The sequence below is a fragment of the Corynebacterium durum genome (assembly GCF_030408675.1).
Classification (GTDB): domain Bacteria; phylum Actinomycetota; class Actinomycetes; order Mycobacteriales; family Mycobacteriaceae; genus Corynebacterium; species Corynebacterium durum.
Window position 1 is genome coordinate 470,260 of the sequence record NZ_CP047200.1, and the last position, 21,481, is coordinate 491,740.

Consider the following 21,481-nt stretch of genomic DNA (forward strand, 5'->3'; position numbering starts at 1 on the left):
TGGGCTGGACAGCTTCTAGGTAGTTCTTTTAAGAAGCGTTCAGCCCATCAACGTATCCAAGGCAGTAATCCCAGGGCACGTATGCCTCAACAGCGGGGCAGGCGCTGGGTTCGTGCACGGGGCTAAGCTCACCAGCCAGGGTGGCGCGCATGTTTGCTTCCATGATGTCCCAGCCGTAGTAGTGGTTTTCTTGGCAGTCTTCACACATGAAGAAGATGCCGAGTACCCCTCGGGGTTCCAGTGCCGCGCGGAACTGCGCAACCAGCTCCATGTCTTCGAGAATGTGTCGGCGGTCTTCGTCACTGAGGGGCGGCATGGGCTCCTCAGTGTCAAACAGCGCAGCAGGATCGTTCGGGTCGTCTGCGAAGGGATCCTGAGGCATGAGGGGGTCGAAGTTCACAACAGCAACAATAATTGCTGTGGCTGTGCCGGGCAACAAGTAATATCATTCCGAAGTTCCCGTATTGCAGTTCCCGCAAACGGGGTGGCTGCGGCTACTCTAGATGACATCATGCCTCCGCGCGTGGGATTATAACGGGAATATCTTGGCGTTGAAGAGCATTTCTTTAAATACATAGTGTTGTTGAGTAGGAGGAAACGGTTTTATGACCGATATGCATGTCCCCACTGGTGGCGATGATCCGAATAAGGTTGCCCTGGTTGGTTTGACCTTTGATGATGTCCTTCTGCTTCCAGATGCATCTGAGATTATTCCCAGCGAAGTGGATACGTCCTCGCAGTTAACCCGTAATATTCGTTTGAACATTCCACTGATCTCTGCAGCAATGGATACCGTGACCGAGGCACGCATGGCTATCGCGATGGCACGGCAAGGTGGTATGGGTGTGTTGCACCGCAACCTCTCCATTGAAGACCAAGCCCAGCAGGTGGAGCTGGTGAAACGCTCCGAATCGGGTATGGTGACGGACCCAATTACCTGCAGCCCCGACATGACAATCGGCGAGGTGGATGCCCTCTGCGCCCGATACCGCATTTCTGGCCTGCCGGTGGTGGATAGCGACGGCACCTTGGTGGGCATTTGCACTAACCGTGACATGCGTTTTGAGCCGGACATGTCCCGTACGGTCGCTGACGTGATGACGGCCATGCCTCTGGTTGTGGCTAAGAGGGGAGTGTCTAAGAAAGACGCCCTGAACCTGCTCAGCTCTAACAAGGTGGAAAAGCTTCCCATTGTTGATGATGCGGGCAAGCTGGTGGGCCTGATTACAGTCAAAGACTTTGTGAAAACCGAACAGTACCCCGATTCCTCGAAGGATGCGTCGGGCAGGCTGCTGGTGGGGGCTGGCATTGGCACGGGTGCCGATTCGTGGTCCCGGGCTGGCGCGCTGACTGATGCTGGGGTGGATGTGCTCATTGTGGATACCGCGCACGCCCACAATAAAGGCGTGCTGGAAATGGTGTCCAAGGTGAAGAAGGAATTCGGCGATCGTGTGGATGTGATCGGCGGCAACCTGGCCACCCGCGCTGCGGCGAAAGCCATGATTGAAGCCGGTGCTGACGCCGTGAAGGTGGGAATCGGTCCCGGTTCCATCTGTACCACCCGTGTCGTCGCAGGTGTGGGCGCACCGCAGATCACCGCCATCATGGAGGCCGCTGTGCCCGCGAAGGAAGCGGGCGTGCCGATCATTGCCGACGGCGGCATGCAGTTCTCCGGCGACATTGCCAAGGCCCTGGCTGCTGGTGCTTCCACCGTCATGCTGGGATCACTGCTGGCAGGTACGGCAGAGGCTCCGGGAGAGACGGTCGTCGTCAATGGCAAGCAGTACAAAATGTACCGCGGCATGGGTTCGCTGGGCGCGATGCAGGGGCGCGGGCTGTCCGGCGAGAAGCGCTCCTTCTCCAAGGACCGTTACTTCCAGGCGGATGTGAAGAGCGAGGAAAAGCTTGTGCCTGAGGGCATTGAGGGACGAGTGCCGTTCCGCGGTTCCATCGATGCCATTACCCACCAGCTGGTTGGCGGCCTGCGCGCGGCGATGGGGTACACAGGTTCGGCCACCATCGAGCAACTTCACGACGCTCGCTTTGTGCAGATCACTGCGGCAGGGCTGCGCGAATCCCACCCCCATGACATTCAAATGACTGTCGAAGCCCCCAATTACTACCAGCGCTGATTAAGGACCACTGTGCGTAACAACGTCGAACTCGGCATCGGCCGCGAGGCCCGCCGCTCTTACTCCCTCAACGAGATTGCCATCGTCCCGTCTCGCCGCACTCGTTCCTCCAAAGATGTGGATACCTCGTGGAATATTGATGCCTACAGCTTTGACATTCCCTTTATGTCCCACCCTTCCGATGCCTTGGCGAGCCCTGAGTTTGTGATGGAAATGCACAGGCAAGGCGGGCTGGGCGTGATCAACGCGGAAGGCATGTGGGGCAGGCATGCGGACCTGGATGCCGCCATTGCCGAGGTCCTGAACGCCGCCGTCGATGAATACGGTGGCTACGACTTCAACAACGCTAAAGCCGTCGCTGTGCTGCAGAAGCTTCACTCCGCTCCCATCAACGAAGACCTGCTCACTGAACGCATCGCGGAAGTACGAGCATCCGGGGCCACCGTTGCCGTGCGGGTATCACCCCAGCATGCTCACGAGCTTGCACCTCTAGTAATCAAAGCCGGTACGGAACTTCTGGTCATTCAAGGAACCCTCATCTCCGCAGAGCATGTCGCCGCCGACGGGGAACCGCTCAATCTCAAAGAGTTCATTGGATCACTCGACGTGCCCGTCATTGCGGGCGGAGTCACCGACTACACCACTGCGTTGCACCTCATGCGCACTGGTGCTGCGGGCATCATCATCGGCGGCGGAACCAGTACCACCGATCTTGCGCTGGGTATTGATGCCCCGATGGCCACCGCTATTGCCGATGCTGCGGCGGCTCGGCGCGACTACCTCGACGAGACAGGCGGGCGCTACGTCCATCTTATTGCCGACGGCGAGATTGAAACCTCAGGCGACGTGGCTAAGGCCATCGCCTGTGGTGCCGACGCTGTGATGTTGGGGGCACCGCTTGCACAGGCCAGCGAGGCCGCCGCGCCAGGATATTACTGGCCTGCTGTGGCAGGGCATCCCCGATTCCCGCGCGGCGTTGTGGAACCTGCGCCAGGTCGTGTGTATGAAGAGGCTGATCAACGCCCCAGCTTGGAGGTTGTTCTTCATGGGCCGTCCGCTGACGCATTCGGTGCACTGAACCTGGTGGGTGGTTTACGGCGTGCCATGGCCAAGTGTGGCTACACCGATCTAAAGAAGTTCCAGAAGGTGCAGTTGGCTATTCGCGGGGAATAGGTTTGGCAGGGCTGTCCATCATCTGCCGAACCGCAAGAAATACCCTGGAAAATGATCAGTTCTGCACAGTGTGCTTATGCTCAAAGCACACTTTTACCCCTGTCATGTAGGCCCACTCCCAGGTACACAACATCTCATTTTTGTGCTTGCTGGTTGGCCTACGCGCCGATAGCGGGGGCGATGGTTCGCCAGGAGGTGCGTAGCTGGTGTTCGAAAAGCGGCCAAGTGTGGGCACCGTTCGGGGCATAAAAGCGGTCTACGTTGACGCCAGCCGCGCGGGCGTTGTTGGTGAAGTGCTCTGAGCAGGCGTTGGCTGCGCCTTCAACCACGAGCGGCCCGCCCCATAGCCCAACGTTGTAGTGGTTTCCGTCAACCTCGCCGGGTACGCCGGAGGCAGATCCCACGAAGACAGCAACGTCGCGGAGTCGGGTTGGCTGGGCATTGGGGTCGTGGTCGGCCCATGCGGGATCCCAGGGTGGTCCCCACGCGTTTCCAATGTTTCCGCCGGTGCCAAGAACAAGACCCGCAGCTAGAGGTGAGCCAACAACACCGGAACTCATGGGGCAACCGGAATAAGTGGCTGCGGCTTTAAACCTGCCAGGGTTGTGGGCCGCGATATCAAGGGCAGGTCCGCCGGACATGGAGAGTCCTGCAACGGCATCGCGACCGGTTCCGTTGAATTCGCGGTCAATCACGGAGGGGAGTTCTTGGGTGAGGTAGGTAGTCCATTTGTTGCGACCGAGGATGGGGTCGTCCTGGTACCAGTCACTGTAGAGTGAGCCTTTGCCGCCGATGGGGGATACGACGTTGACGTTTTTGTCGCGGAAGAAGCTTCGATAATCAGTGGTGTTTGCCCAGGTCAGTCCATCTGTTCCGCCGTAGTACCCGGGGAGAAGGTAGAGGGTGGGGCGGGGCGCATTGCCTTCGGGGACAAGAATGTCGTTGGGGATCACGGCGTTGTGGGCCGGTGAGTAGACGTGGATGCGCAGGAACTGGGCGTCGATACGCTCGGTGCTTACTAGGTGAGGGCCGTCCTGAGCGGAGGCTGTTGGTGTGATTGCCACAACTCCGATGAACGTCAGCGCGGCAAACAGCATTGTCGTGATGCGTCGGACCATGTTATCTAGGTTAGTTTATATAAAGAAAAGACGCACCTATAGATCTTGATTTATCGATAACGGATTGTGGCGCTCATGTGCTACCGCTTATTGGGGGTGTTGCGTCGGGCGAACTCCTCATTATTTATCACATGTGCTTGCGATGTTAGCTAACCCGTGAAAAACTCAGCTCAAGCCACTAGAACAATGTGAAAGAGAGACAATAATGCCCACTGGGCACATAAGGGTTGCCTTATGAATACACCCTCACTAACCTCCCACGTGGTGGTTGTGGATATCACTCCGGACGCTGGGCGCATGGTTATCGTTACTCTCAGCGGGGGGAGTCTGAGCACAACAGAAGTGCACCGCTTTGAGCATCATTCGGACCGCCACAGCACACATTCCGTTAACCATCTTGTCACCGAAATCATCGCAGGCTTGCGCATCGTCAACCTAGAGCTCAGTAGCGCGAAGGCCACCGTCTCTATCAGCGCTTGCGGTGGCGATTACGTGTGCCTCACCCCGCAGCGTGACATCGTTTCTGCCAGCACATATCCAGCTCAACCCGGGAAGGTGACCTGCAACCCACGGGACTTCTTCACCCTCACTGGAGTGCAGCCCGCGCCCACTGCAACGGCGTTTCGCCTCCATGCACATCTGAACAGCAACCCGGAGGACCGCTCGCGTATCGACGCCGTCCTTTCCATCCCTGACTACATCGTCTACCAGTTAACGGGGGTTATGGGGTGGTCGCGAAGCATTCTCTCCGGCACTGGCCTCACCCAACCAGGAAGTAAGCACTGGTCACCCGAGGTATTCAACACTCTGGGTATTCCACAGCACTGCGTGGGGGAACCATCACCAGACATGACGGTTGTCGGCCCCGTCACCGTACCCGGACTAGACAATTTCACCGTGGTGCGTGGTGGTGCTGACAACAATGCCTGCGCAGTGCACGGGCTCGGACTCGTTGATGGCGAAGCCTTCATATCCTTCGATGCCGACTCTCTCGTTGGTTGTGTCACCGATAATCCGCAGCTCGGCGACACCGCCTTCGCCGCGCACTTCAACAATGACAACTGCACAGATGGACACACTCGGCTCCAGAGAGTGCTTCCCGGCCTGCGGCTCCTAGAACACTGCTGTGCCGTCTTCGCTGACCAAGGACGCGCCTCTGATGTGGCGATTCTCACCGCTCAAGCCGCTCAGCACTACGACCCGGGCATCACCATTGACATCACCGCGCCGGGTATCAGCAACTATCCGGAACACATTGCCAGGCTGCTGCGGCACCACGGCGTGGATAGACTGGGGGAGAGCTGCGACGATCCGGCGCTCATCATGCGCGTTGTCACTGCCTCACTAGCACGAGCACATGCCACAACCGTCGCAAACCTGGAACAAACAATACAAAAGCGCATCACCAGCATCAGGCTCATCGGCGCAGGCGCGCAGAACACACTTCTCTGCAAGCTCACCGCCCAAGCTTGCGGCATCCCCGTCGCAGCAGGACCCCGAGACGCCACCCCCTTCGGGTCGGCGCTCGCACAACTTGAACTCTGCGGCCACGACAGAGACGCGCTCCTCGACATCGAACGAGCACGCACTGTACGCACTGTCTACACGCCGTCATAACAACGAAAGGACCAGCATGACCACCTACCAGAACTACATCAACGGGCAGTTTATCGACGCCGCGGACACCCACGACGTGATCAATCCCTCCACCGGTCAGGTGCTCGCCCACGCACCCAGCTCCGACATCGCCGCAGTCAACGAGGCCGTCGCAGCAGCCAAAGCCGCGCAAGTTCATTGGGCGGAACTGCCCAACATTGAACGCGCCGGGTATCTCACCGCCATTGCTGCGAAACTCCGGGACAACGTTGACCGCTTTGCTCACTACCTTGTTGAAGAGCAGGGAAAAGTGCAGGCTCTTGCGGAAGTGGAGGTGTCCTTCACCGCCGATTACTTCGACTACATGGCTGGCTGGGCGCGCAGGCTTGAAGGAGAAGTTATTCCCTCGGACCGACCAGGCGAAATGATCTTCCTCACCTACGACCCCATTGGCGTGGTGGGTGGCATCCTGCCGTGGAACTTCCCCTTCTTCCTCATCGCCCGCAAAATGGCACCGGCCCTGCTCACTGGCAACACCATCGTGATCAAGCCCAGCATGGAAACGCCCATCAATGCGTTTGAATTCTGCAAGATTGTGGATGAGGTCGGCCTTCCCGCAGGTGTGTTCAACATGGTGGGTGGCTCCGGTCGCAAAATCGGCGAAGCCCTAACCACTCACCCCGATGTGGGCCTGATCTCCATGACCGGGTCCGTTGATGTGGGCAAGCGCATCATGGAACAGGCCGGAAGTACGCTGACCCGTGTGAACCTGGAACTCGGCGGCAAGGCTCCCGCCATCGTGCTTGCCGACGCCGACCTTGACCTCGCCGCCACCGCCATCTGGAACTCCCGGGTGATCAACACTGGGCAGGTGTGTAACTGTGCGGAAGTCGTGCTTGTTGAAGAATCCGCGCATGATGATCTGCTGGCCAAGCTCGTCGAGAAAATGGAGTCCACGCAGTACGGAAACCCGGTGGATATTCGAGAGCTAGACATGGGGCCGCTGATTACCCCCGAGGCCATGGACAAGCTCGACGAAATGATTGAGGCCGCTGTGGCAGCTGGGTGCCGTGTTGAAACTGGCGGTGCCCGTGCAACGGATAAGGGCGAAGGCAACTTCTATCAGCCAACAGTGCTGTCAGGTGCGACTGCTGACATGGCTATCGCGCGGGAAGAAATCTTTGGTCCGGTGCTGCCGGTGGTGAAAGTCAAAGACCTTGATGAGGCTATCGCCATTGCCAACGAGTCGGATTATGGACTCACCAGCTCCATTTTCACCAACAACATTAACGCCGCACTCAAAGCTGCCCGGCAGCTACAGTACGGGGAAACCTACATTAACCGTGAGCACTTCGAGGCCATGCAGGGCTTCCATGCCGGGCGACGCAACTCCGGCATTGGGGGAGCGGACGGTAAGCACGGCCTGATGGAATACGTGGAGACCCACGTCACCTACATCCAGACCCACGATTAGTTGCTGGCCAGGTCGCGGCGGCTGAGAGGCTGTTGGGCGGGCGTCGATACGCAGGTGCCTGCCCATGCGTGACCTGGGTTTGAACTGGAATGCTGGCTATGGTTAAATGTTCTGGTTGCGTGTGCTGGTCGGTCCGCTGTGCGTTTCCGAGCGTGGACCGAGACCCTTCGACTATTGTTCGTCGCTTCATGGAAGAGTGCAACGTGATTGTATGTAGACCACGTGTGTCTGGGCCGGAAATTCGGCACACATTAATCCAGGTCAGGAGACCATAGTGATTCAGCAGGAGTCGCGTCTGCGGATCGCCGACAACACTGGTGCGCGCGAAATTCTGTGCATCCGTGTCCTCGGCGGATCCACCCGACGCTTTGCTGGCATTGGCGACGTTATTGTTGCTACTGTCAAGGAAGCAGCGCCTGGCGGCAACGTCAAGGCTGGTGAAATTGTTAAGGCTGTTATTGTCCGCACGAAGAAGGAAACCCGTCGCCCCGACGGTTCCTACATTCGCTTCGACGAAAATGCAGCTGTGATCATCAAGAACGACAACGAGCCCCGCGGTACCCGCATCTTCGGCCCCGTCGCTCGTGAGCTTCGTGACAAGAAGTTCATGAAGATCGTCTCGCTGGCACCGGAGGTAATCTAAATGAAGATCCGTAAGGGTGACAACGTCATCGTCATCGCAGGTCGCGATAAGGGCGCAACGGGCAAGGTTATTCAGGCTTTCCCGAAGATCGACAAGGTTCTTGTTGAAGGTGTCAACAAGATCAAAAAGCACGTGGCTAACTCCGCTCCTGAGCGTGGTGCCGAGTCTGGTGGCATTGTCACCCAGGAAGCACCGATCCATGTGTCCAACGTCATGATCCTCGACGCTGATGGTCAGCCGACCCGTATCGGCTACCGCTTCGATGAAAATGGCAAGAAGGTTCGCATCTCCCGCCGTACCGGGAAGGACATCTAACATGAGCGAGAAATACATTCCCCGCCTCAAGGCCCGCTACCGCAACGAGATCCGCACCAAACTGAACGACGAGTTCAACTACGAAAACGTCATGCAGATTCCTGGCGTAACCAAGGTTGTTGTCAACATGGGTGTTGGTGAAGCTGCGCGCGAAGCAAAGCTGATCAACGGTGCTCTGGAGGACCTTGCCCTGATCACAGGCCAGAAGCCGCAGATCCGCCGTGCAAAGAAGTCCATCGCTAACTTCAAGCTGCGTGAAGGCATGCCCATCGGTGCCCGCGTGACCCTGCGTGGCGACCGCATGTGGGAGTTCCTGGACCGTCTGTTGACGGTCGCTCTGCCGCGTATTCGTGACTTCCGTGGTCTGTCTGACCAGCAGTTCGATGGCCACGGCAACTACACATTCGGCCTCAGTGAGCAGACCATGTTCTACGAGATCGACGTGGACAAGATCGACCGCCCCCGTGGTATGGACATCACAGTAGTAACCACCGCCACAAACAATGAAGAGGGGCGTGCGTTGCTCCGTGAGCTTGGCTTCCCATTCAAGCGCAACGAGGCTAAGTAGCATCAACTTAGCAGGTATCTATCACCTGCAGTTACGGCAAGCCCCCAAGTTTTGTCAAAACTTGGGGGTATTTGTTTTTCCTGGGTAACGTTATGCGAATGGGTATAGATAAAAGAAAATGAGCGTGTCGCAGTTTAAGGCTATCTACCCCCTCCCTGTGATGTTGCGATTCACCTGTGTGCTAAAAATCCAGTATAACGCCTCTGAATCGGTAAACTCGCAGCTATCTTAGCTTGACAGGCTCCTTTGTGCTGCGTTGAATCAACATTCGTGAATGAAAACTGCGGCAACCCACAGCAGCTCCGTTGTGCTGCGTCACTCCGTCATCTCCTAACGGTCATTGCTGCCGTTGTAGCGGCGGGGGTTGTCGCTGCCTGTTCGTCCACTGGTGGTGCTCCCCGGCAATCGGCGGACGGCACTGTCGGGGGAGGGGGTGTTGATACACCCCGCGCTGTTGTTTCGATGGTGACGCATGGTGCGCCGGGCGACACGTTTTGGGACTTGGTGCGTAAGGGGGCCGAAGATGCCGCGCGCAAAGACAACATTGAACTGCGTTACTCATCCGACCCTCAAACACCAAACCAGGCTAACCTGGTGCAATCGGCTATCGACGCCCATGCTGACGGCATTGCTGTCACCCTTCCGAATGCCCATGCTATAGGTCCCGTCGCTAAAAGCGCTGTGGATGCGGGCATTCCTGTAGTTGGCCTCAATGCAGGCATGACTGATTACAAGCGGTACGGTCTTGGTGGTTTTTTTGGCCAAGATGAAAATGTTGCTGGTGAACTAGCAGGAAAAAGGCTCAAAGACGACAGTGCGCATAAGGTTTTATGTCTCATTCACGAGCAAGGCAACTCCTCTCAGGAAAGCCGCTGTGAAGGCATTAAAAAAGGCCTCGGCAATTCGGGTGAGATGGAAGTCCTCTATGTTAACGGCATGGACCTCACCGCAGTAACGTCCACTGTGCAGGCAAAACTTGCGCAGGACAGCAGCATTGACTGGGTGATGGGGTTGGTGGCTCCCGTTGCGTTGGCAACAGTGCAGGCGGCCAAAGATGCCGGCGCTGAACCCAAGATTGCTACGTTTGACACAAACGCGGAGCTTGTTGCTGCCATCAACAAAGGCGAGATTCAATGGGCAGTTGACCAGCAACCTTACGTTCAGGGTTATATGGCAGTGGATTCACTGTGGCTTGAATTGCGCAATGGCTCCACTGTTGGTGGTGGGCAACCGGTTTATACTGGACCATCGTTTGTGGATCGTAGCAATGTGGATAAAATCGCTGACGCAGCCAAGATAGGATTACGATGAGCGACAGTGCTTTTTCCAAAACTTTTAACAATGTAATTCGCCGACCAGAGCTAGCAAGTCTGGTAGGCGCGATAGTTATTTTTATTCTGTTTGTGGCGGTAGCGCCACCATTTCGTTCTATTGATGCTTTTTCGACAGTCCTGTACGCATCCTCAACGATGGGAATCGTCGCCCTAGCGGTAGGACTTCTGATGATTGGTGACGAATTTGACCTTTCATCCGGTGTAGCCGTGACAAGCACGGCGTTGATAGCAACAATGTTGAATTACAATTTGCATCTGAACTCGTGGGTTGGCGTTTTTATTTCGCTTGCATCCGCCCTGACTATTGGTGCTCTCAATGGGGTATTGGTTACACGTACCGGAATTCCAAGTTTTCTTATTACCCTCAGCGTGTTCCTCATGCTGCAGGGGCTTAACCTGGCAGTGACTAAGTTTGTCACCGGGCGAGTGGCAACGCCAATTATCTCTGATATGCAGGGCTTTCCCTCAGCTCAGAAGGTGTTTTCCAGCACGCTACATATCGGCCCTATGGACCTTCGGGTTACCGTTCTCTGGTGGTTGCTCTTTGTTGGCGCGGCATCATATTTGCTTTTTCGGACGCGTTTTGGCAACTGGATCTTTGCCGTTGGTGGTGACAAAGACGCTGCTTATGCAGTGGGTGTTCCGGTCCGTAGGGTGAAAATTATCCTCTTCATGTTTGTTGGGTTTGCGACCTGGTTTGTGGGGATGCACAACCTTTTCGCCTTTGACTCTATTCAGGCGGGTCAAGGCGTTGGTAATGAATTCCTGTACATCATTGCTGCCGTTATCGGTGGTTGTGCCTTGACTGGCGGTAAAGGAACTGCTGTTGGTACTGCCATTGGCGCCTTGATTTTTGGCATGACCAGCCAGGGAATTGTGTACGCCGGCTGGAACCCAGATTGGTTTAAGTTCTTCTTGGGTGCCATGCTGCTCTTCGCTGTTATCACCAACAAATCGGTATCCCGCTACACGGAGGCTCACTAATGTCTGACGATGCCATCATCACACTTGATTCCATCTCCAAAACGTATGGCGATTTTCAGGCACTCCAGGACATCAACCTTGTCATTAGGCCAGGAACTGTTACCTGCGTCCTGGGCGATAATGGCGCGGGCAAGTCAACCCTGATCAAGATCCTCGCGGGTCTGCATCCGCCTACCTCTGGTGACATGCTTATCGACGACGTGCCGGTCACCTTCACCGCGCCTGCTGATGCGCTCGCGGCGGGAATCGCAACAGTGTACCAAGACCTTGCCGTGGTGGGGCAAATGTCAGTGTGGCGAAACTTCTTCCTGGGGCAGGAGCTTGTACATGGTTTCTTGGAGACGCTTCGTATCAACGAGATGCGCAAAATCACGCTTCAGCAGCTTGCGGATATGGGGGTGGAGTTACCCAACGTAGACATCCCCATCTCACACTTGTCTGGTGGACAGCGCCAGGTCGTCGCCATCGCTCGTGCGATTTACTTTGGTGCGCGTGTGGTGATCCTTGATGAGCCGACCGCAGCACTGGGAGTGAAGCAATCAGGCATGGTGCTCCGCTACGTTAATGCTGCGCGTAAACGGGGCATCGCAGTGGTGCTGATCACGCACAACCCCCACCATGCGCACCTTGTCGGTGACTATTTCACTGTGCTTAACATGGGTCAACAGGTGCTCAATGCCAAATGGACCGATGTTAGCGTGGATGACCTTGCTTTGCAAATGGCGGGTGGTGGAGAACTTAGTGCGTTAGAGCATGAACTGCAACGATGATGAGCGATTTCACTTTTTTGCTGTGAAAATGACTCAGACCCCCTCGATGGGGGTATTTAATTCTTATGCAAAACGTACCGTGTGTCACTTTCTTGAGGATCCTATAGGTACTACTCTTTGTTTTCTTTAAGGAAATATTCGGGTATGGACGGAGGATGTATCAACAACTCTACGATATCAAGTTGTCATTGTAGCGCTAGTGCTATTCTGATGACCGGCAAAGTTTCGCCTGTGCATGGTTTGTTCGTTGACATGTACATCACAAAAAAATAACGATCTTAGTGGGTGAAAGCACATTCAATTACTGCAATGATGCAGCTTAAGAGGGCTAAGCAAACGAAGAAAAACCTTATAGCATCGCGGGATAAATTTATTCGATAGGCGAAAGCAGTTAGCGGTAGGGTTATGCGTGTTCGTCACTCGAAAGGAGAAAACGTTGCGCAAACCCGTAAAATCTGCAGTCATTGCAGGGGCAACGACAGTGGCAGTTACTTTGTCATTTATTCCGTCTGCCGTCGCATCTGAAGACTGCGGACCGAGCAAGAGCAACGACAGCTCGAATAATACGTCGACAACGTCAGACGACAGCTCTGATAAGGGTTCTGACGCCAGCACGACCAACTCCGGCAGCGACACTACCTCTGACGATAGCTCTAAAACTCTCTCTGGTATGTCCGGCATTGACGCTACGACCAACGTAGGCGTCACCGACGTTGTTACCGGCCACTATCAAAGTGATGCCAGCGCTCACGCTGACGCTTCTAGCCGCGCTTCTGCCTCTGGCAATGGGGATGCGTCTGCTGACGCTAGCGCTGATGCTTCGGCTAAGGCTTCCGGTAACGGAGATGCATCTGCCAACGCCAATGCTGACGCTTCGGCTAAGGCTTCCGGTAACGGTGATGCTTCTGCTGACGCTAATGCTGATGCTTCGGCTAAGGCTTCCGGTAACGGTGATGCGTCTACTGATGCATCGGCTTCCGGTGATTCAAGTGTTCGTGTTTCCGGTGGTGATGATTCGGATTCGTTTGACCCCAATGATTGCCCTCCCGGTGGGTGGGTGACCGGTGGTCATGATATTTCTGCTGATGCCAACGCGGATGCCAATGCTAACGCTTCTGTGACCGGTAACGGTGATGCGTCTGCTGACGCTAGCGCTGATGCTTCGGCTAAGGCTTCCGGTAACGGAGATGCATCTGCCAACGCCAATGCTGACGCTTCGGCTAAGGCTTCCGGTAACGGTGATGCTTCTGCTGACGCTAATGCTGATGCTTCGGCTAAGGCTTCCGGTAACGGTGATGCGTCTACTGATGCATCGGCTTCCGGTGATTCAAGTGTTCGTGTTTCCGGTGGTGATGATTCGGATTCGTTTGACCCCAATGATTGCCCTCCCGGTGGGTGGGTGACCGGTGGTCATGATATTTCTGCTGATGCCAACGCGGATGCTTCAACAAAGGTCTCGGTTTCTAACCACCGCAACATTTCTGCTGATGCCAACGCGGATGCCAATGCTAACGCTTCTGTGACCGGTAACGGTGATGCGTCTGCTGACGCTAATGCTGATGCTTCGGCTAAGGCTTCCGGTAACGGAGATGCATCTGCCAACGCCAATGCTGACGCTTCGGCAAACATCTCCGGCAATGGTGGCGGCAACCACAATGGTAATGGCGGAGGTAACTACGACTCGGACCGTGACTCTGATCATGATTCCGGTTCCGGTGGTGGCAGCTCCGACAATGGTGGCGGTAACTCCGGCTCTGGCGGTGGCAGCTCCGACAACGGTGGCGGTAACTCCGGCTCTGGCGGTGGCAGCTCCGACAATGGTGGCGGTAACTCCGGTTCCGGTGGTGGCAGCTCCGACAACGGTGGCGGTAACTCCGGCTCTGGCGGTGGCAGCTCCGACAATGGTGGCGGTAACTCCGGTGCCGGTGGTGGCAGCTCCGATAGCTCTGGCAGTGGCAGCAGCATCCTAGATTTCTTCGGAAGCTCCGGTTCCTCCAATGGTGGCGGTAACTCCGGCTCTGGCGGTGGCAGCTCCGATAGCTCTGGCAGTGGCAGCAGCATCCTAGATTTCTTCGGAAGCTCCGGTTCCTCCAATGGTGGCGGTAACTCCGGCTCTGGCGGTGGAAGCTCTGAGTTGAGTTCCCTGGGCAGCTCTGGTGGAAGCTCTGAGTTGAGCTCCCTGGGCAGCTCTGGTGGAAGCTCTGAGTTGAGCTCCCTGGGCAGCTCTGGTGGAAGCTCTGAGTTGAGCTCCCTGGGCAGCTCTGGTGGAAGCTCTGAGTTGAGCTCCCTGGGCAGCTCTGCAGGTAGCTCCGAGATTCTTGGTTCCAGCAGTGGATCGAGCATGGGAAGCAGCGCCCTGAGTGCATTGGGTAGTTCTGCCGGTGGCTCCAGCGCTGTTGGTAGCTCAGGCCTCCTGGTTGGTGCTGCTCTTCTAGGCGGCGCAGCTCTGCTGGGTAACCTGATCCTTAATGGTGGCGGAAGCTCTGCTCCTGCTGCACCGGTTGCTCCTAACGCTGGTGGTGCTGAAGGCGGCGGCGCACCTGCTGCTCCCGCTCCTGCAGCACCTGCTGCTCCCGCTCCTGCAGCACCTGCTGCTCCCGCTCCTGCAGCACCTGCTGCTCCACAGGCTCCTCAGGGTGGTGGCAACTACAACACCACCAACGAGGCTCCTCAGGGTGGCGGCAACACCACCAATGAAAAGGGCATTGCTCCTGTAGCTCACGAGGGCGTCGGTGGACCTGTTGCTCCTCTCGGACCAAACGAAAAGGGCGTTGCACCAAAGCCTGCAGGCGCTGAGAAGGGTGTTGCGCCAAAGCCTGGTGGGAATGGAAATGCGTACAATGCTCCAGCTGCCCCGGCTCCAGCCGCTCCTGCACCAGCTCCGGCTGCTCCTCAGTTTGACACCACTGGCCTGCTTTCCGGTGCAGCAATCCTGGGTGGCGCTGCATTGCTGGGCAGCTCCGTAGCACCCGCACTGAGCAGTGGTCTTGGTAGTTCTGGTTTGCTGGGTAGCTCTGAACTGAGCTCCGGCGGCAGCTCTGGTTTGCTGGGTAGCTCTGAACTGAGCTCCGGCGGTAGCTCTGAACTGAGCTCCGGCGGCAGCTCTGTAGGCAGCTCCGAGCTGAGTTCTGGCGGCAGCTCCCGAGCATTCAACTTCGGCTCCAGTAGGAACTTCCTCGGATCAATTGATTTCCTCTTTGATTCCTTCTTCAGCCTCCTGACTGGCAGCTCCATTGCACGTGCAGTTACCTCTTCATTTAGCGGTAGCTAACACTGCATAACTTTTAAGTGGCTGGATGCCGTGCGATAAGCATGGTGTTCAGTCACTTTTCTCTATGTATGGGGGCCTTCACGATTATGTAGCTAAGCGCATCATGCGGTGGTGTAAGCGTGGTGGTGGGCAGCCGACCTTGTGTGGGTCGGGACGTCGTTAAGCGAGGGGGTTGAGGGGTATCACAGTAAGTTGTGTGTGCGCTTTGGGTGCTGTATTATTGCCGCTTGGACTCTGCACAAGAATCCATGTAAGAACTTAACAACTTCTACTTTGTTGTAGGCCCCTCGCCTTAGTTGGCGTCCACCTGTTTTCAAGGCAGCGAGCTTTACCGCTATTGAGCGGCTTAGGGCGGACAGTGGCCGGTCACCAGGTGATAACTCCAGGTGAGGATGGAACCGCAACGAGAAAGGCAACAAGGTCGCCTTATGACCATGACTGATCCTATTGCCGACATGTTGTCACGCGTGCGCAACGCAAACAATGCGCACCATGACACCGTGTCCATGCCCTCTTCTAAGCTGAAGGTGAATATCGCCACCATTTTGAAGCAAGAGGGTTATATTGCTGACTTCGCCGTTGAGGATGCCAGGGTTGGCAAGACCCTCACGATTGAACTGAAGTACGGCCCGAGCCGTGAGCGTTCCATCTCCGGTATTCGTCGCGTGTCCAAGCCGGGTCTGCGCATCTACGCTAAGTCCACCAACCTGCCGCGCGTGTTGGGTGGTCTGGGTGTGGCTATCATTTCCACCTCCCAGGGGCTGCTCACCGATCGTCAGGCTACCGAGAAGGGTGTAGGCGGAGAAGTTCTCGCCTACGTCTGGTAAGGGAGGATTGACTAACAATGTCGCGTATTGGTAAGAACCCAGTCTCCATCCCGTCTGGCGTGGAGGCAAAGATTGATGGCCAGCATGTTGAGGTGAAGGGACCCAAGGGAACGCTGTCTCTGGATGTGCCGGAACCCATCACTGTTGTTCTTGAGGGTAGCGAGATTAAGGTTTCTCGTCCTGATGACAACCGCAGGAGCCGCGCGCTGCACGGTCTGTCCCGTTCCTTGATCAATAACATGGTTATTGGCGTGTCTGAGGGCTACACCATCAAGATGGAAATCTTTGGTGTTGGTTACCGTGTTCAGGCTAAAGGCAAGGGCCTTGAGTTTTCTCTCGGCTACAGCCACACCATCCCGATTGAGCCGCCGGAGGGTGTCACCTTCGCGGTTGACGGCACCACCAAGTTCTCCATTTCGGGTATTGATAAGCAGAAGGTCGGCCAGATCGCCGCTAACATTCGTCGTCTGCGGAAGGATGATCCCTACAAGGGTAAAGGCATCCGCTACGAGGGTGAGCAGATCCGCCGCAAGGTCGGAAAGACGGGTAAGTAAATGAGCAACACTGCAGAAGAAAAGCGCGTCAAGCGCACCCCCATCGGCAAGGACATTTCCACCCGTCGTCGCGAGGCGCGTATTCGCCGCCACAATCGTCTGCGGAACCACCTTCGTGGTACCGCCGAGCGCCCCCGTTTGGCAGTGTTCCGCAGCTCCCGCCACATGCACGCCCAGATCATCGACGACACCATCGGTCACACTTTGGTCGCAGCGTCCACCGTTGAGCCTGAGCTGCGCGCATTTGAGGGCGAGAAGAAGGCTAAGGCTGCTGAAGTGGGCAAGCTCATTGCGAAGCGCGCCAAGGAAGCCGGCATCGAGAACGTTGTTTTCGACCGTGGTGGCTTCAAATACCACGGCCGCATCGCCGCACTGGCTGATGCCGCTCGTGAAGGTGGTCTGAAGTTCTAATGATCACCGCAACAAAGTTCAACAACGGAAGGAACGCGTAATGCCGGGACGTGAACGGCGTGACGGCGGACGCTCCGCCGACAACAACAACGAAAACCGTAACGAGCGCCGTGGCCGTGGCCGCGACGATCGTCGTAACCAACAGCAGGATGAGCGCTCGCAGTACATTGAGCGCGTTGTCACCATCAACCGTGTGTCCAAGGTTGTGAAGGGTGGTCGTCGCTTCAGCTTCACCGCCCTCGTGATCGTCGGCGACGGCCAGGGCATGGTTGGTGTTGGCTACGGTAAGGCCAAGGAAGTTCCCGCTGCTATCCAGAAGGGTGCAGAAGAAGCACGCAAGAACTTCTTCCATGTCCCTATGGTTGGTGGCACCATCACCCACCCTGTGCAGGGCGAAGCTGCCGCTGGCATCGTGATGATGCGTCCGGCCGCTCCCGGTACTGGTGTTATCGCTGGTGGTGCTGCTCGTCCGGTGCTGGAATGCGCTGGCGTGCAGGACATTCTGTGTAAGTCCCTTGGCTCCGATAATGCTATCAACGTTGTCCACGCAACTGTGGACGGCCTGAAGCAGCTGGTTCGCCCTGAAGAGGTTGCCGCTCGTCGTGGCAAGTCCATTGAAGAGGTTGCTCCGGCTCGTATGCTGCGCGCTCGCGCAGGGCAGGAGGCTTAAACCATGGCTCTGAAGATTACTCAAGTTAAGGGCACCGTTGGTGCACGGCACTACCAGAAGGAATCGCTACGCTGCCTCGGACTGAGGCGCATCCATCAAAGCGTTGTCCGCCCCGACAATTCTCAGGTGCGCGGCTGGATCAACGTGGTGCGTCACTTGGTCGACGTTGAAGAAGTAGCGGGGGAGTAGGTAACAAATGAGCGAACCCATTAAGCTCCATGATCTGCGCCCTGCCCCGGGTGCAAACAAGGCCAAGACCCGTGTTGGTCGCGGTGAAGCCTCTAAGGGTAAGACCGCTGGTCGTGGTACCAAGGGTACGAAGGCCCGCAAGCAGGTTTCGGCCGCTTTTGAGGGTGGCCAGATGCCAATTCACATGCGTCTGCCCAAGCTCAAGGGCTTCAAACCGCACAACAAGGTTGTTTTCCAGGTTGTTAACGTTTCTGACCTGGAAAAGGCTTTCCCGAATGGTGGTGACGTCACCATTGCCGACATCGTTGCCGCTGGTCTGGTTCGTAAGAAGCAGCCGGTGAAGGTGCTTGGCAACGGTGAGATCAGCGTCAAGCTGAACGTTTCCGCCAACAAGTTCTCCGGCTCCGCCAAGGAGAAGATCGAAGCCGCTGGCGGTACCGTCACTGAGGTGTAAGTCCCCAGCGTTTGATCGCTTATCGACGCCCCGATTCTCCCTGTTTGTGGGAGGATAGGGGCGTTTTTCATGTTTGGTGCTGACTTACTGCTGGCATCTTGTGACTATTGCGATTATGGGGATGGTGATCGCATACATTCTTCTTGCGATGCGTCGTGGTGGGGTGGCACTGGCGTGGTATGCGACCATCACGGCGATTGCTTTTGCTGGTTGGAGTGTGCTGATGATTATTCTGAACAATCTGTCACCACTGATCCATGGGCAATGGATTGCGTTTTTGTTGATAGCGGCGGCGGGAATGGTGGGTTCAGTGACTATGCGGCGTCGGCAAGCGTGAATATGATGAAGCGATTTTCTCAACAGGATTGGTTGGATGCTGGGTTAAGCGCGTTATCTGAGGGCGGCGTAGGGGCTGTGACGATTGATGCGCTGTGTCGCCGGGTGGGAAAGACCAAAGGATCGTTTTATTCGCACTTTCCCACAATGAGCGACTTTATCCGGCAGTTGGGGGAACGATGGCGGCAAACCAACACGGATATGTTGATTGACGCGAGCGAAAGGGCGAAGCCGGAGGAGCGCCGTGCCGTGCTGAATCAGCTGGCCATGTCCTTGGACCATGGCTTGGAGCGAGAGTTTCGTAGGTTGGCGGCGGGCGACCATGTCGCGGCTAAAATCCTGTGCGATGTGGATGATCGACGGATCGAGTTTCTGGCAGAGTCTTACCGGGCCACGGGTGTATTCAATGACGATGATGCGCTGGCCCTGGCGAGGGTTGAGTATGCGATGTTTCTGGGGTATCAGAATCACATGGAGGACCGTCACGACGAGTTCGCTGACAGCTATCAACGTTTCCTTCGCATCATTGGGTTGTAGCAGGATTGTAGTGGGTGAAAACCTCTAGCCAGAGTGGGCGGCGATCTCACGAACTGGTAAGGTAACGGAGTTGTATATATTTTGTGCGCTGGCCTGCGGATAGCTGGTTTGGTGCAGTGAGAGCTTTTACTATTTCTTGCTTACGTGAGCGTTGTTGGCTTGTGAGCAAGGAGCACAGGAGGATATGTGTCCGCCATTCTTTCGGCTTTTAAGGACGTAGACCTGCGCAAGAAGATCTTGTTTACCATTGCAATGATCATCTTGTACCGTATCGGTGCGCAGATTCCGTCCCCAGGCATCAACTATGCGTCGATTAGTGGGCGTTTGCGGGAGCTGACGCAGGATCAGTCCAGCGTGTACTCGCTCATTAACCTCTTCTCGGGTGGTGCGCTACTGCAGCTATCTATCTTCGCCATCGGCATTATGCCTTACATCACGGCGTCGATTATTGTGCAGCTGCTGACGGTGGTTATTCCGCACTTTGAGGAGCTGAAGAAGGAAGGCCAGTCCGGACAGACAAAGATGACGCAGTACACGCGTTACCTCACTGTTGGGCTGGCGCTGCTTCAAGCCTCCGGCATTGTCGCCCTAGCTGACCGTGGCCAGCTTCTCGGTGGCGGTGTTGAGGTGCTCAAACACGACCGCAACATTTTCGACCTCGTCGTGTTGGTTCTGTCCATGACCGCTGGTGCCGTGCTGGTGATGTGGATCGGTGAGATGATGACGGAAAAGGGCATCGGCAACGGCATGTCACTGTTGATCTTCGCCGGTATTGCCACTCGTCTCCCCACCGACGGCGTTTCCATCCTGACCAGAAGTGGTGGCGTTGTGTTTGCGGCCGTCATGGCTGCTGTGGTTGTCCTCGTTGTGGGGGTGGTCTTCATTGAGCAGGGGCAGCGTCGGATTCCTGTGCAGTACGCGAAACGCATGGTCGGCCGCCGTCAGTATGGTGGTACCTCCACCTATCTGCCGTTGAAGGTGAACCAGGCTGGCGTTATCCCCGTGATCTTCGCCTCCTCGCTGATTTATGTTCCCGTGTTGATCACACAGATCGTGCAGTCCGGCTCGACACAGCCGAGCGATAACTGGTGGCAGCGTAACGTGATCCAGTACCTTCAGACCCCATCGTCCTGGCAGTACATTGTCCTGTACTTTGTGCTGATCATCTTCTTCTCGTACTTCTACGTGTCAGTGCAGTACGACCCGAACGAGCAGGCCGACAACATGAAGAAATATGGTGGGTTCATTCCAGGCATTCGCCCCGGTCGTCCCACTGCTCAATACCTGGGCTACGTGATGAACCGACTGCTGTTCGTTGGTGCCCTTTACCTGGGTGTCATCGCCGTGTTGCCGAACATCATGCTGGAACTTGGTGTGAGCGCTTCCAGCTCCAGCTCTACCCCCTTCGGTGGTACTGCAATTTTGATTCTGGTATCTGTTGCTTTGACGACAGTCAAACAAATTGAAAGTCAGCTTCTGCAAAGCAACTACGAAGGATTCCTCAAATGAGACTCGTGCTTCTCGGCCCACCTGGTGCTGGAAAAGGTACACAGGCAGCCATTCTTTCCGACAAGCTTGGGGTGCCACACATTTCCACTGGTGACCTTTTCCGGGCAAACATTGGCGAAGGCACCCCGCTAGGGGTGGAGGCCAAACAGTACATTGACGCTGGCAAGCTTGTGCCCACCGACGTGACCGCACGTATGGTGGCATCGCGGTTGGCGGAGGCAGACACAGCCAATGGCTTCTTGCTTGATGGTTTTCCTCGTACCGTTGAACAGGCCGAACTTCTCAAAGACATTCTTGCCGATGCTGGAGTGTCACTGGATGGCGTTGTGGAGTTCCGCGTATCTGAGGACGTTGTGGTGGAGCGCATGCTTGCCCGTGGCCGCGCGGATGACAATGAGGAGACGATTCGTACTCGGTTGGGCGTGTACCGTGATGAGACTGCGCCTTTGATCGAGTACTACGGTGATCGCCTTATCACCATCAATGCAGAAGGGAGTGTTGAAGACATCAACGCTCGTACTCTTGAGGCACTTGAGACAGTGGGGAAGTAAACCCCCTTTGGCGGCAGGCCAGTTGTGCGCTACACAGAACACTATGAGCGCACACCTGGCTTTTT

General features: G+C 56.2%; 23 protein-coding genes. 21 read left to right on the top strand and 2 right to left on the bottom strand.

Going from position 1 to position 21,481, the window contains the following annotated elements; all coding sequences use genetic code 11:
• Positions 1-28: 28 nt before the first annotated feature.
• A complete protein-coding gene (locus tag CDUR_RS02145) occupies positions 29-400 on the bottom strand; it encodes a DUF5319 domain-containing protein (RefSeq protein ID WP_040359520.1) in 372 nt (123 codons plus the stop codon).
• Between the two features lie 205 nt (positions 401-605).
• Here CDUR_RS02145 and guaB point away from each other — a divergent pair, with 205 nt between their 5' ends.
• Both guaB and CDUR_RS02155 read left to right on the top strand, forming a co-directional pair.
• The gene (guaB, locus tag CDUR_RS02150; RefSeq protein WP_006062954.1) at positions 606-2,132 is read left to right on the top strand and encodes an IMP dehydrogenase; all 1,527 of its coding nucleotides are present in this window, start codon (positions 606-608) and stop codon (positions 2,130-2,132) included.
• 12 nt (positions 2,133-2,144) lie between these two features.
• Positions 2,145-3,305 carry a GuaB3 family IMP dehydrogenase-related protein gene (locus CDUR_RS02155; protein WP_179418810.1) on the top strand — a complete coding sequence of 387 codons (1,161 nt, stop codon included), beginning with the start codon at positions 2,145-2,147 and terminating at the stop codon, positions 3,303-3,305.
• A gap of 158 nt (positions 3,306-3,463) precedes the next feature.
• Here CDUR_RS02155 and CDUR_RS02160 read toward each other — a convergent pair whose 3' ends face one another.
• Positions 3,464-4,423, bottom strand: a complete 960-nt coding sequence (locus CDUR_RS02160) for an alpha/beta hydrolase (RefSeq protein WP_179418811.1) — start codon at positions 4,421-4,423, stop codon at positions 3,464-3,466.
• Positions 4,424-4,657: 234 nt separating this feature from the next.
• Here CDUR_RS02160 and CDUR_RS02165 point away from each other — a divergent pair, with 234 nt between their 5' ends.
• The 19 genes from CDUR_RS02165 to CDUR_RS02255 all read left to right on the top strand — a co-directional run bounded on the left by CDUR_RS02165 (position 4,658) and on the right by CDUR_RS02255 (position 21,416).
• Positions 4,658-6,040: an FGGY-family carbohydrate kinase gene (locus CDUR_RS02165; RefSeq protein WP_179418812.1), complete on the top strand. Its 1,383-nt coding sequence runs from the start codon at positions 4,658-4,660 to the stop codon at positions 6,038-6,040.
• Between the two features lie 16 nt (positions 6,041-6,056).
• Complete coding sequence (aldA, locus tag CDUR_RS02170; RefSeq protein ID WP_179418813.1) at positions 6,057-7,493, top strand: aldehyde dehydrogenase; 1,437 nt, start codon at positions 6,057-6,059, stop codon at positions 7,491-7,493.
• A 274-nt stretch (positions 7,494-7,767) separates the two neighbouring features.
• A complete protein-coding gene (gene rplN / locus CDUR_RS02175; RefSeq protein ID WP_006062960.1) occupies positions 7,768-8,136 on the top strand; it encodes a 50S ribosomal protein L14 in 369 nt (122 codons plus the stop codon).
• Positions 8,137-8,451: a 50S ribosomal protein L24 gene (rplX, locus tag CDUR_RS02180; protein ID WP_179418814.1), complete on the top strand. Its 315-nt coding sequence runs from the start codon at positions 8,137-8,139 to the stop codon at positions 8,449-8,451. It abuts the gene before it with no gap.
• A gap of 1 nt (position 8,452) precedes the next feature.
• A complete protein-coding gene (rplE, locus tag CDUR_RS02185) occupies positions 8,453-9,019 on the top strand; it encodes a 50S ribosomal protein L5 (RefSeq protein ID WP_006062962.1) in 567 nt (188 codons plus the stop codon).
• A gap of 339 nt (positions 9,020-9,358) precedes the next feature.
• Positions 9,359-10,330: a substrate-binding domain-containing protein gene (locus CDUR_RS02190; protein ID WP_179419179.1), complete on the top strand. Its 972-nt coding sequence runs from the start codon at positions 9,359-9,361 to the stop codon at positions 10,328-10,330.
• Complete coding sequence (locus CDUR_RS02195; RefSeq protein ID WP_179418815.1) at positions 10,327-11,337, top strand: ABC transporter permease; 1,011 nt, start codon at positions 10,327-10,329, stop codon at positions 11,335-11,337. Before CDUR_RS02190 ends, CDUR_RS02195 begins: the two co-directional genes overlap by 4 nt.
• Entirely contained in the window at positions 11,337-12,107 is a 771-nt protein-coding gene (locus tag CDUR_RS02200) for an ATP-binding cassette domain-containing protein (RefSeq protein WP_179418816.1), read from the top strand. Before CDUR_RS02195 ends, CDUR_RS02200 begins: the two co-directional genes overlap by 1 nt.
• Positions 12,108-12,588: 481 nt before the next feature.
• On the top strand, positions 12,589-15,378 hold the full coding sequence (locus CDUR_RS02205) for a hypothetical protein (protein WP_290208016.1): 2,790 nt from the start codon (positions 12,589-12,591) through the stop codon (positions 15,376-15,378).
• A 428-nt stretch (positions 15,379-15,806) separates the two neighbouring features.
• Positions 15,807-16,205, top strand: a complete 399-nt coding sequence (gene rpsH / locus CDUR_RS02210) for a 30S ribosomal protein S8 (RefSeq protein ID WP_179418818.1) — start codon at positions 15,807-15,809, stop codon at positions 16,203-16,205.
• Between the two features lie 17 nt (positions 16,206-16,222).
• Positions 16,223-16,759 carry a 50S ribosomal protein L6 gene (gene rplF / locus CDUR_RS02215; RefSeq protein ID WP_179418819.1) on the top strand — a complete coding sequence of 179 codons (537 nt, stop codon included), beginning with the start codon at positions 16,223-16,225 and terminating at the stop codon, positions 16,757-16,759.
• Positions 16,760-17,170, top strand: a complete 411-nt coding sequence (gene rplR / locus CDUR_RS02220; protein WP_006062677.1) for a 50S ribosomal protein L18 — start codon at positions 16,760-16,762, stop codon at positions 17,168-17,170. It abuts the gene before it with no gap.
• Positions 17,171-17,210: 40 nt separating this feature from the next.
• Positions 17,211-17,840: a 30S ribosomal protein S5 gene (gene rpsE, locus CDUR_RS02225; RefSeq protein WP_006062676.1), complete on the top strand. Its 630-nt coding sequence runs from the start codon at positions 17,211-17,213 to the stop codon at positions 17,838-17,840.
• A 3-nt stretch (positions 17,841-17,843) separates the two neighbouring features.
• The gene (gene rpmD / locus CDUR_RS02230) at positions 17,844-18,029 is read left to right on the top strand and encodes a 50S ribosomal protein L30 (protein ID WP_006062675.1); all 186 of its coding nucleotides are present in this window, start codon (positions 17,844-17,846) and stop codon (positions 18,027-18,029) included.
• 7 nt (positions 18,030-18,036) lie between these two features.
• Positions 18,037-18,483: a 50S ribosomal protein L15 gene (gene rplO, locus CDUR_RS02235; protein ID WP_179418820.1), complete on the top strand. Its 447-nt coding sequence runs from the start codon at positions 18,037-18,039 to the stop codon at positions 18,481-18,483.
• A 100-nt stretch (positions 18,484-18,583) separates the two neighbouring features.
• On the top strand, positions 18,584-18,820 hold the full coding sequence (locus CDUR_RS02240; protein WP_179418821.1) for a hypothetical protein: 237 nt from the start codon (positions 18,584-18,586) through the stop codon (positions 18,818-18,820).
• 5 nt (positions 18,821-18,825) lie between these two features.
• Complete coding sequence (locus tag CDUR_RS02245; protein WP_267903433.1) at positions 18,826-19,356, top strand: TetR/AcrR family transcriptional regulator; 531 nt, start codon at positions 18,826-18,828, stop codon at positions 19,354-19,356.
• 186 nt (positions 19,357-19,542) lie between these two features.
• Complete coding sequence (gene secY / locus CDUR_RS02250; RefSeq protein WP_179418823.1) at positions 19,543-20,865, top strand: preprotein translocase subunit SecY; 1,323 nt, start codon at positions 19,543-19,545, stop codon at positions 20,863-20,865.
• The gene (locus tag CDUR_RS02255) at positions 20,862-21,416 is read left to right on the top strand and encodes an adenylate kinase (RefSeq protein ID WP_179418824.1); all 555 of its coding nucleotides are present in this window, start codon (positions 20,862-20,864) and stop codon (positions 21,414-21,416) included. Before secY ends, CDUR_RS02255 begins: the two co-directional genes overlap by 4 nt.
• Positions 21,417-21,481: the final 65 nt, after the last annotated feature.

Coding starts and splice junctions, on each gene's coding strand:
- guaB (WP_006062954.1), top strand. CDS start 606: ATGACCGATATGCATGTCCCCACTGGTGGCGATGATCCGAATAAGGTT.
- CDUR_RS02160 (WP_179418811.1), bottom strand. CDS start 4,423: ATGGTCCGACGCATCACGACAATGCTGTTTGCCGCGCTGACGTTCATC.
- CDUR_RS02165 (WP_179418812.1), top strand. CDS start 4,658: ATGAATACACCCTCACTAACCTCCCACGTGGTGGTTGTGGATATCACT.
- aldA (WP_179418813.1), top strand. CDS start 6,057: ATGACCACCTACCAGAACTACATCAACGGGCAGTTTATCGACGCCGCG.
- rplX (WP_179418814.1), top strand. CDS start 8,137: ATGAAGATCCGTAAGGGTGACAACGTCATCGTCATCGCAGGTCGCGAT.
- rplE (WP_006062962.1), top strand. CDS start 8,453: ATGAGCGAGAAATACATTCCCCGCCTCAAGGCCCGCTACCGCAACGAG.
- CDUR_RS02195 (WP_179418815.1), top strand. CDS start 10,327: ATGAGCGACAGTGCTTTTTCCAAAACTTTTAACAATGTAATTCGCCGA.
- CDUR_RS02200 (WP_179418816.1), top strand. CDS start 11,337: ATGTCTGACGATGCCATCATCACACTTGATTCCATCTCCAAAACGTAT.
- rpsH (WP_179418818.1), top strand. CDS start 15,807: ATGACCATGACTGATCCTATTGCCGACATGTTGTCACGCGTGCGCAAC.
- rplF (WP_179418819.1), top strand. CDS start 16,223: ATGTCGCGTATTGGTAAGAACCCAGTCTCCATCCCGTCTGGCGTGGAG.
- rplR (WP_006062677.1), top strand. CDS start 16,760: ATGAGCAACACTGCAGAAGAAAAGCGCGTCAAGCGCACCCCCATCGGC.
- rpsE (WP_006062676.1), top strand. CDS start 17,211: ATGCCGGGACGTGAACGGCGTGACGGCGGACGCTCCGCCGACAACAAC.
- rpmD (WP_006062675.1), top strand. CDS start 17,844: ATGGCTCTGAAGATTACTCAAGTTAAGGGCACCGTTGGTGCACGGCAC.
- rplO (WP_179418820.1), top strand. CDS start 18,037: ATGAGCGAACCCATTAAGCTCCATGATCTGCGCCCTGCCCCGGGTGCA.
- CDUR_RS02245 (WP_267903433.1), top strand. CDS start 18,826: ATGAAGCGATTTTCTCAACAGGATTGGTTGGATGCTGGGTTAAGCGCG.
- CDUR_RS02255 (WP_179418824.1), top strand. CDS start 20,862: ATGAGACTCGTGCTTCTCGGCCCACCTGGTGCTGGAAAAGGTACACAG.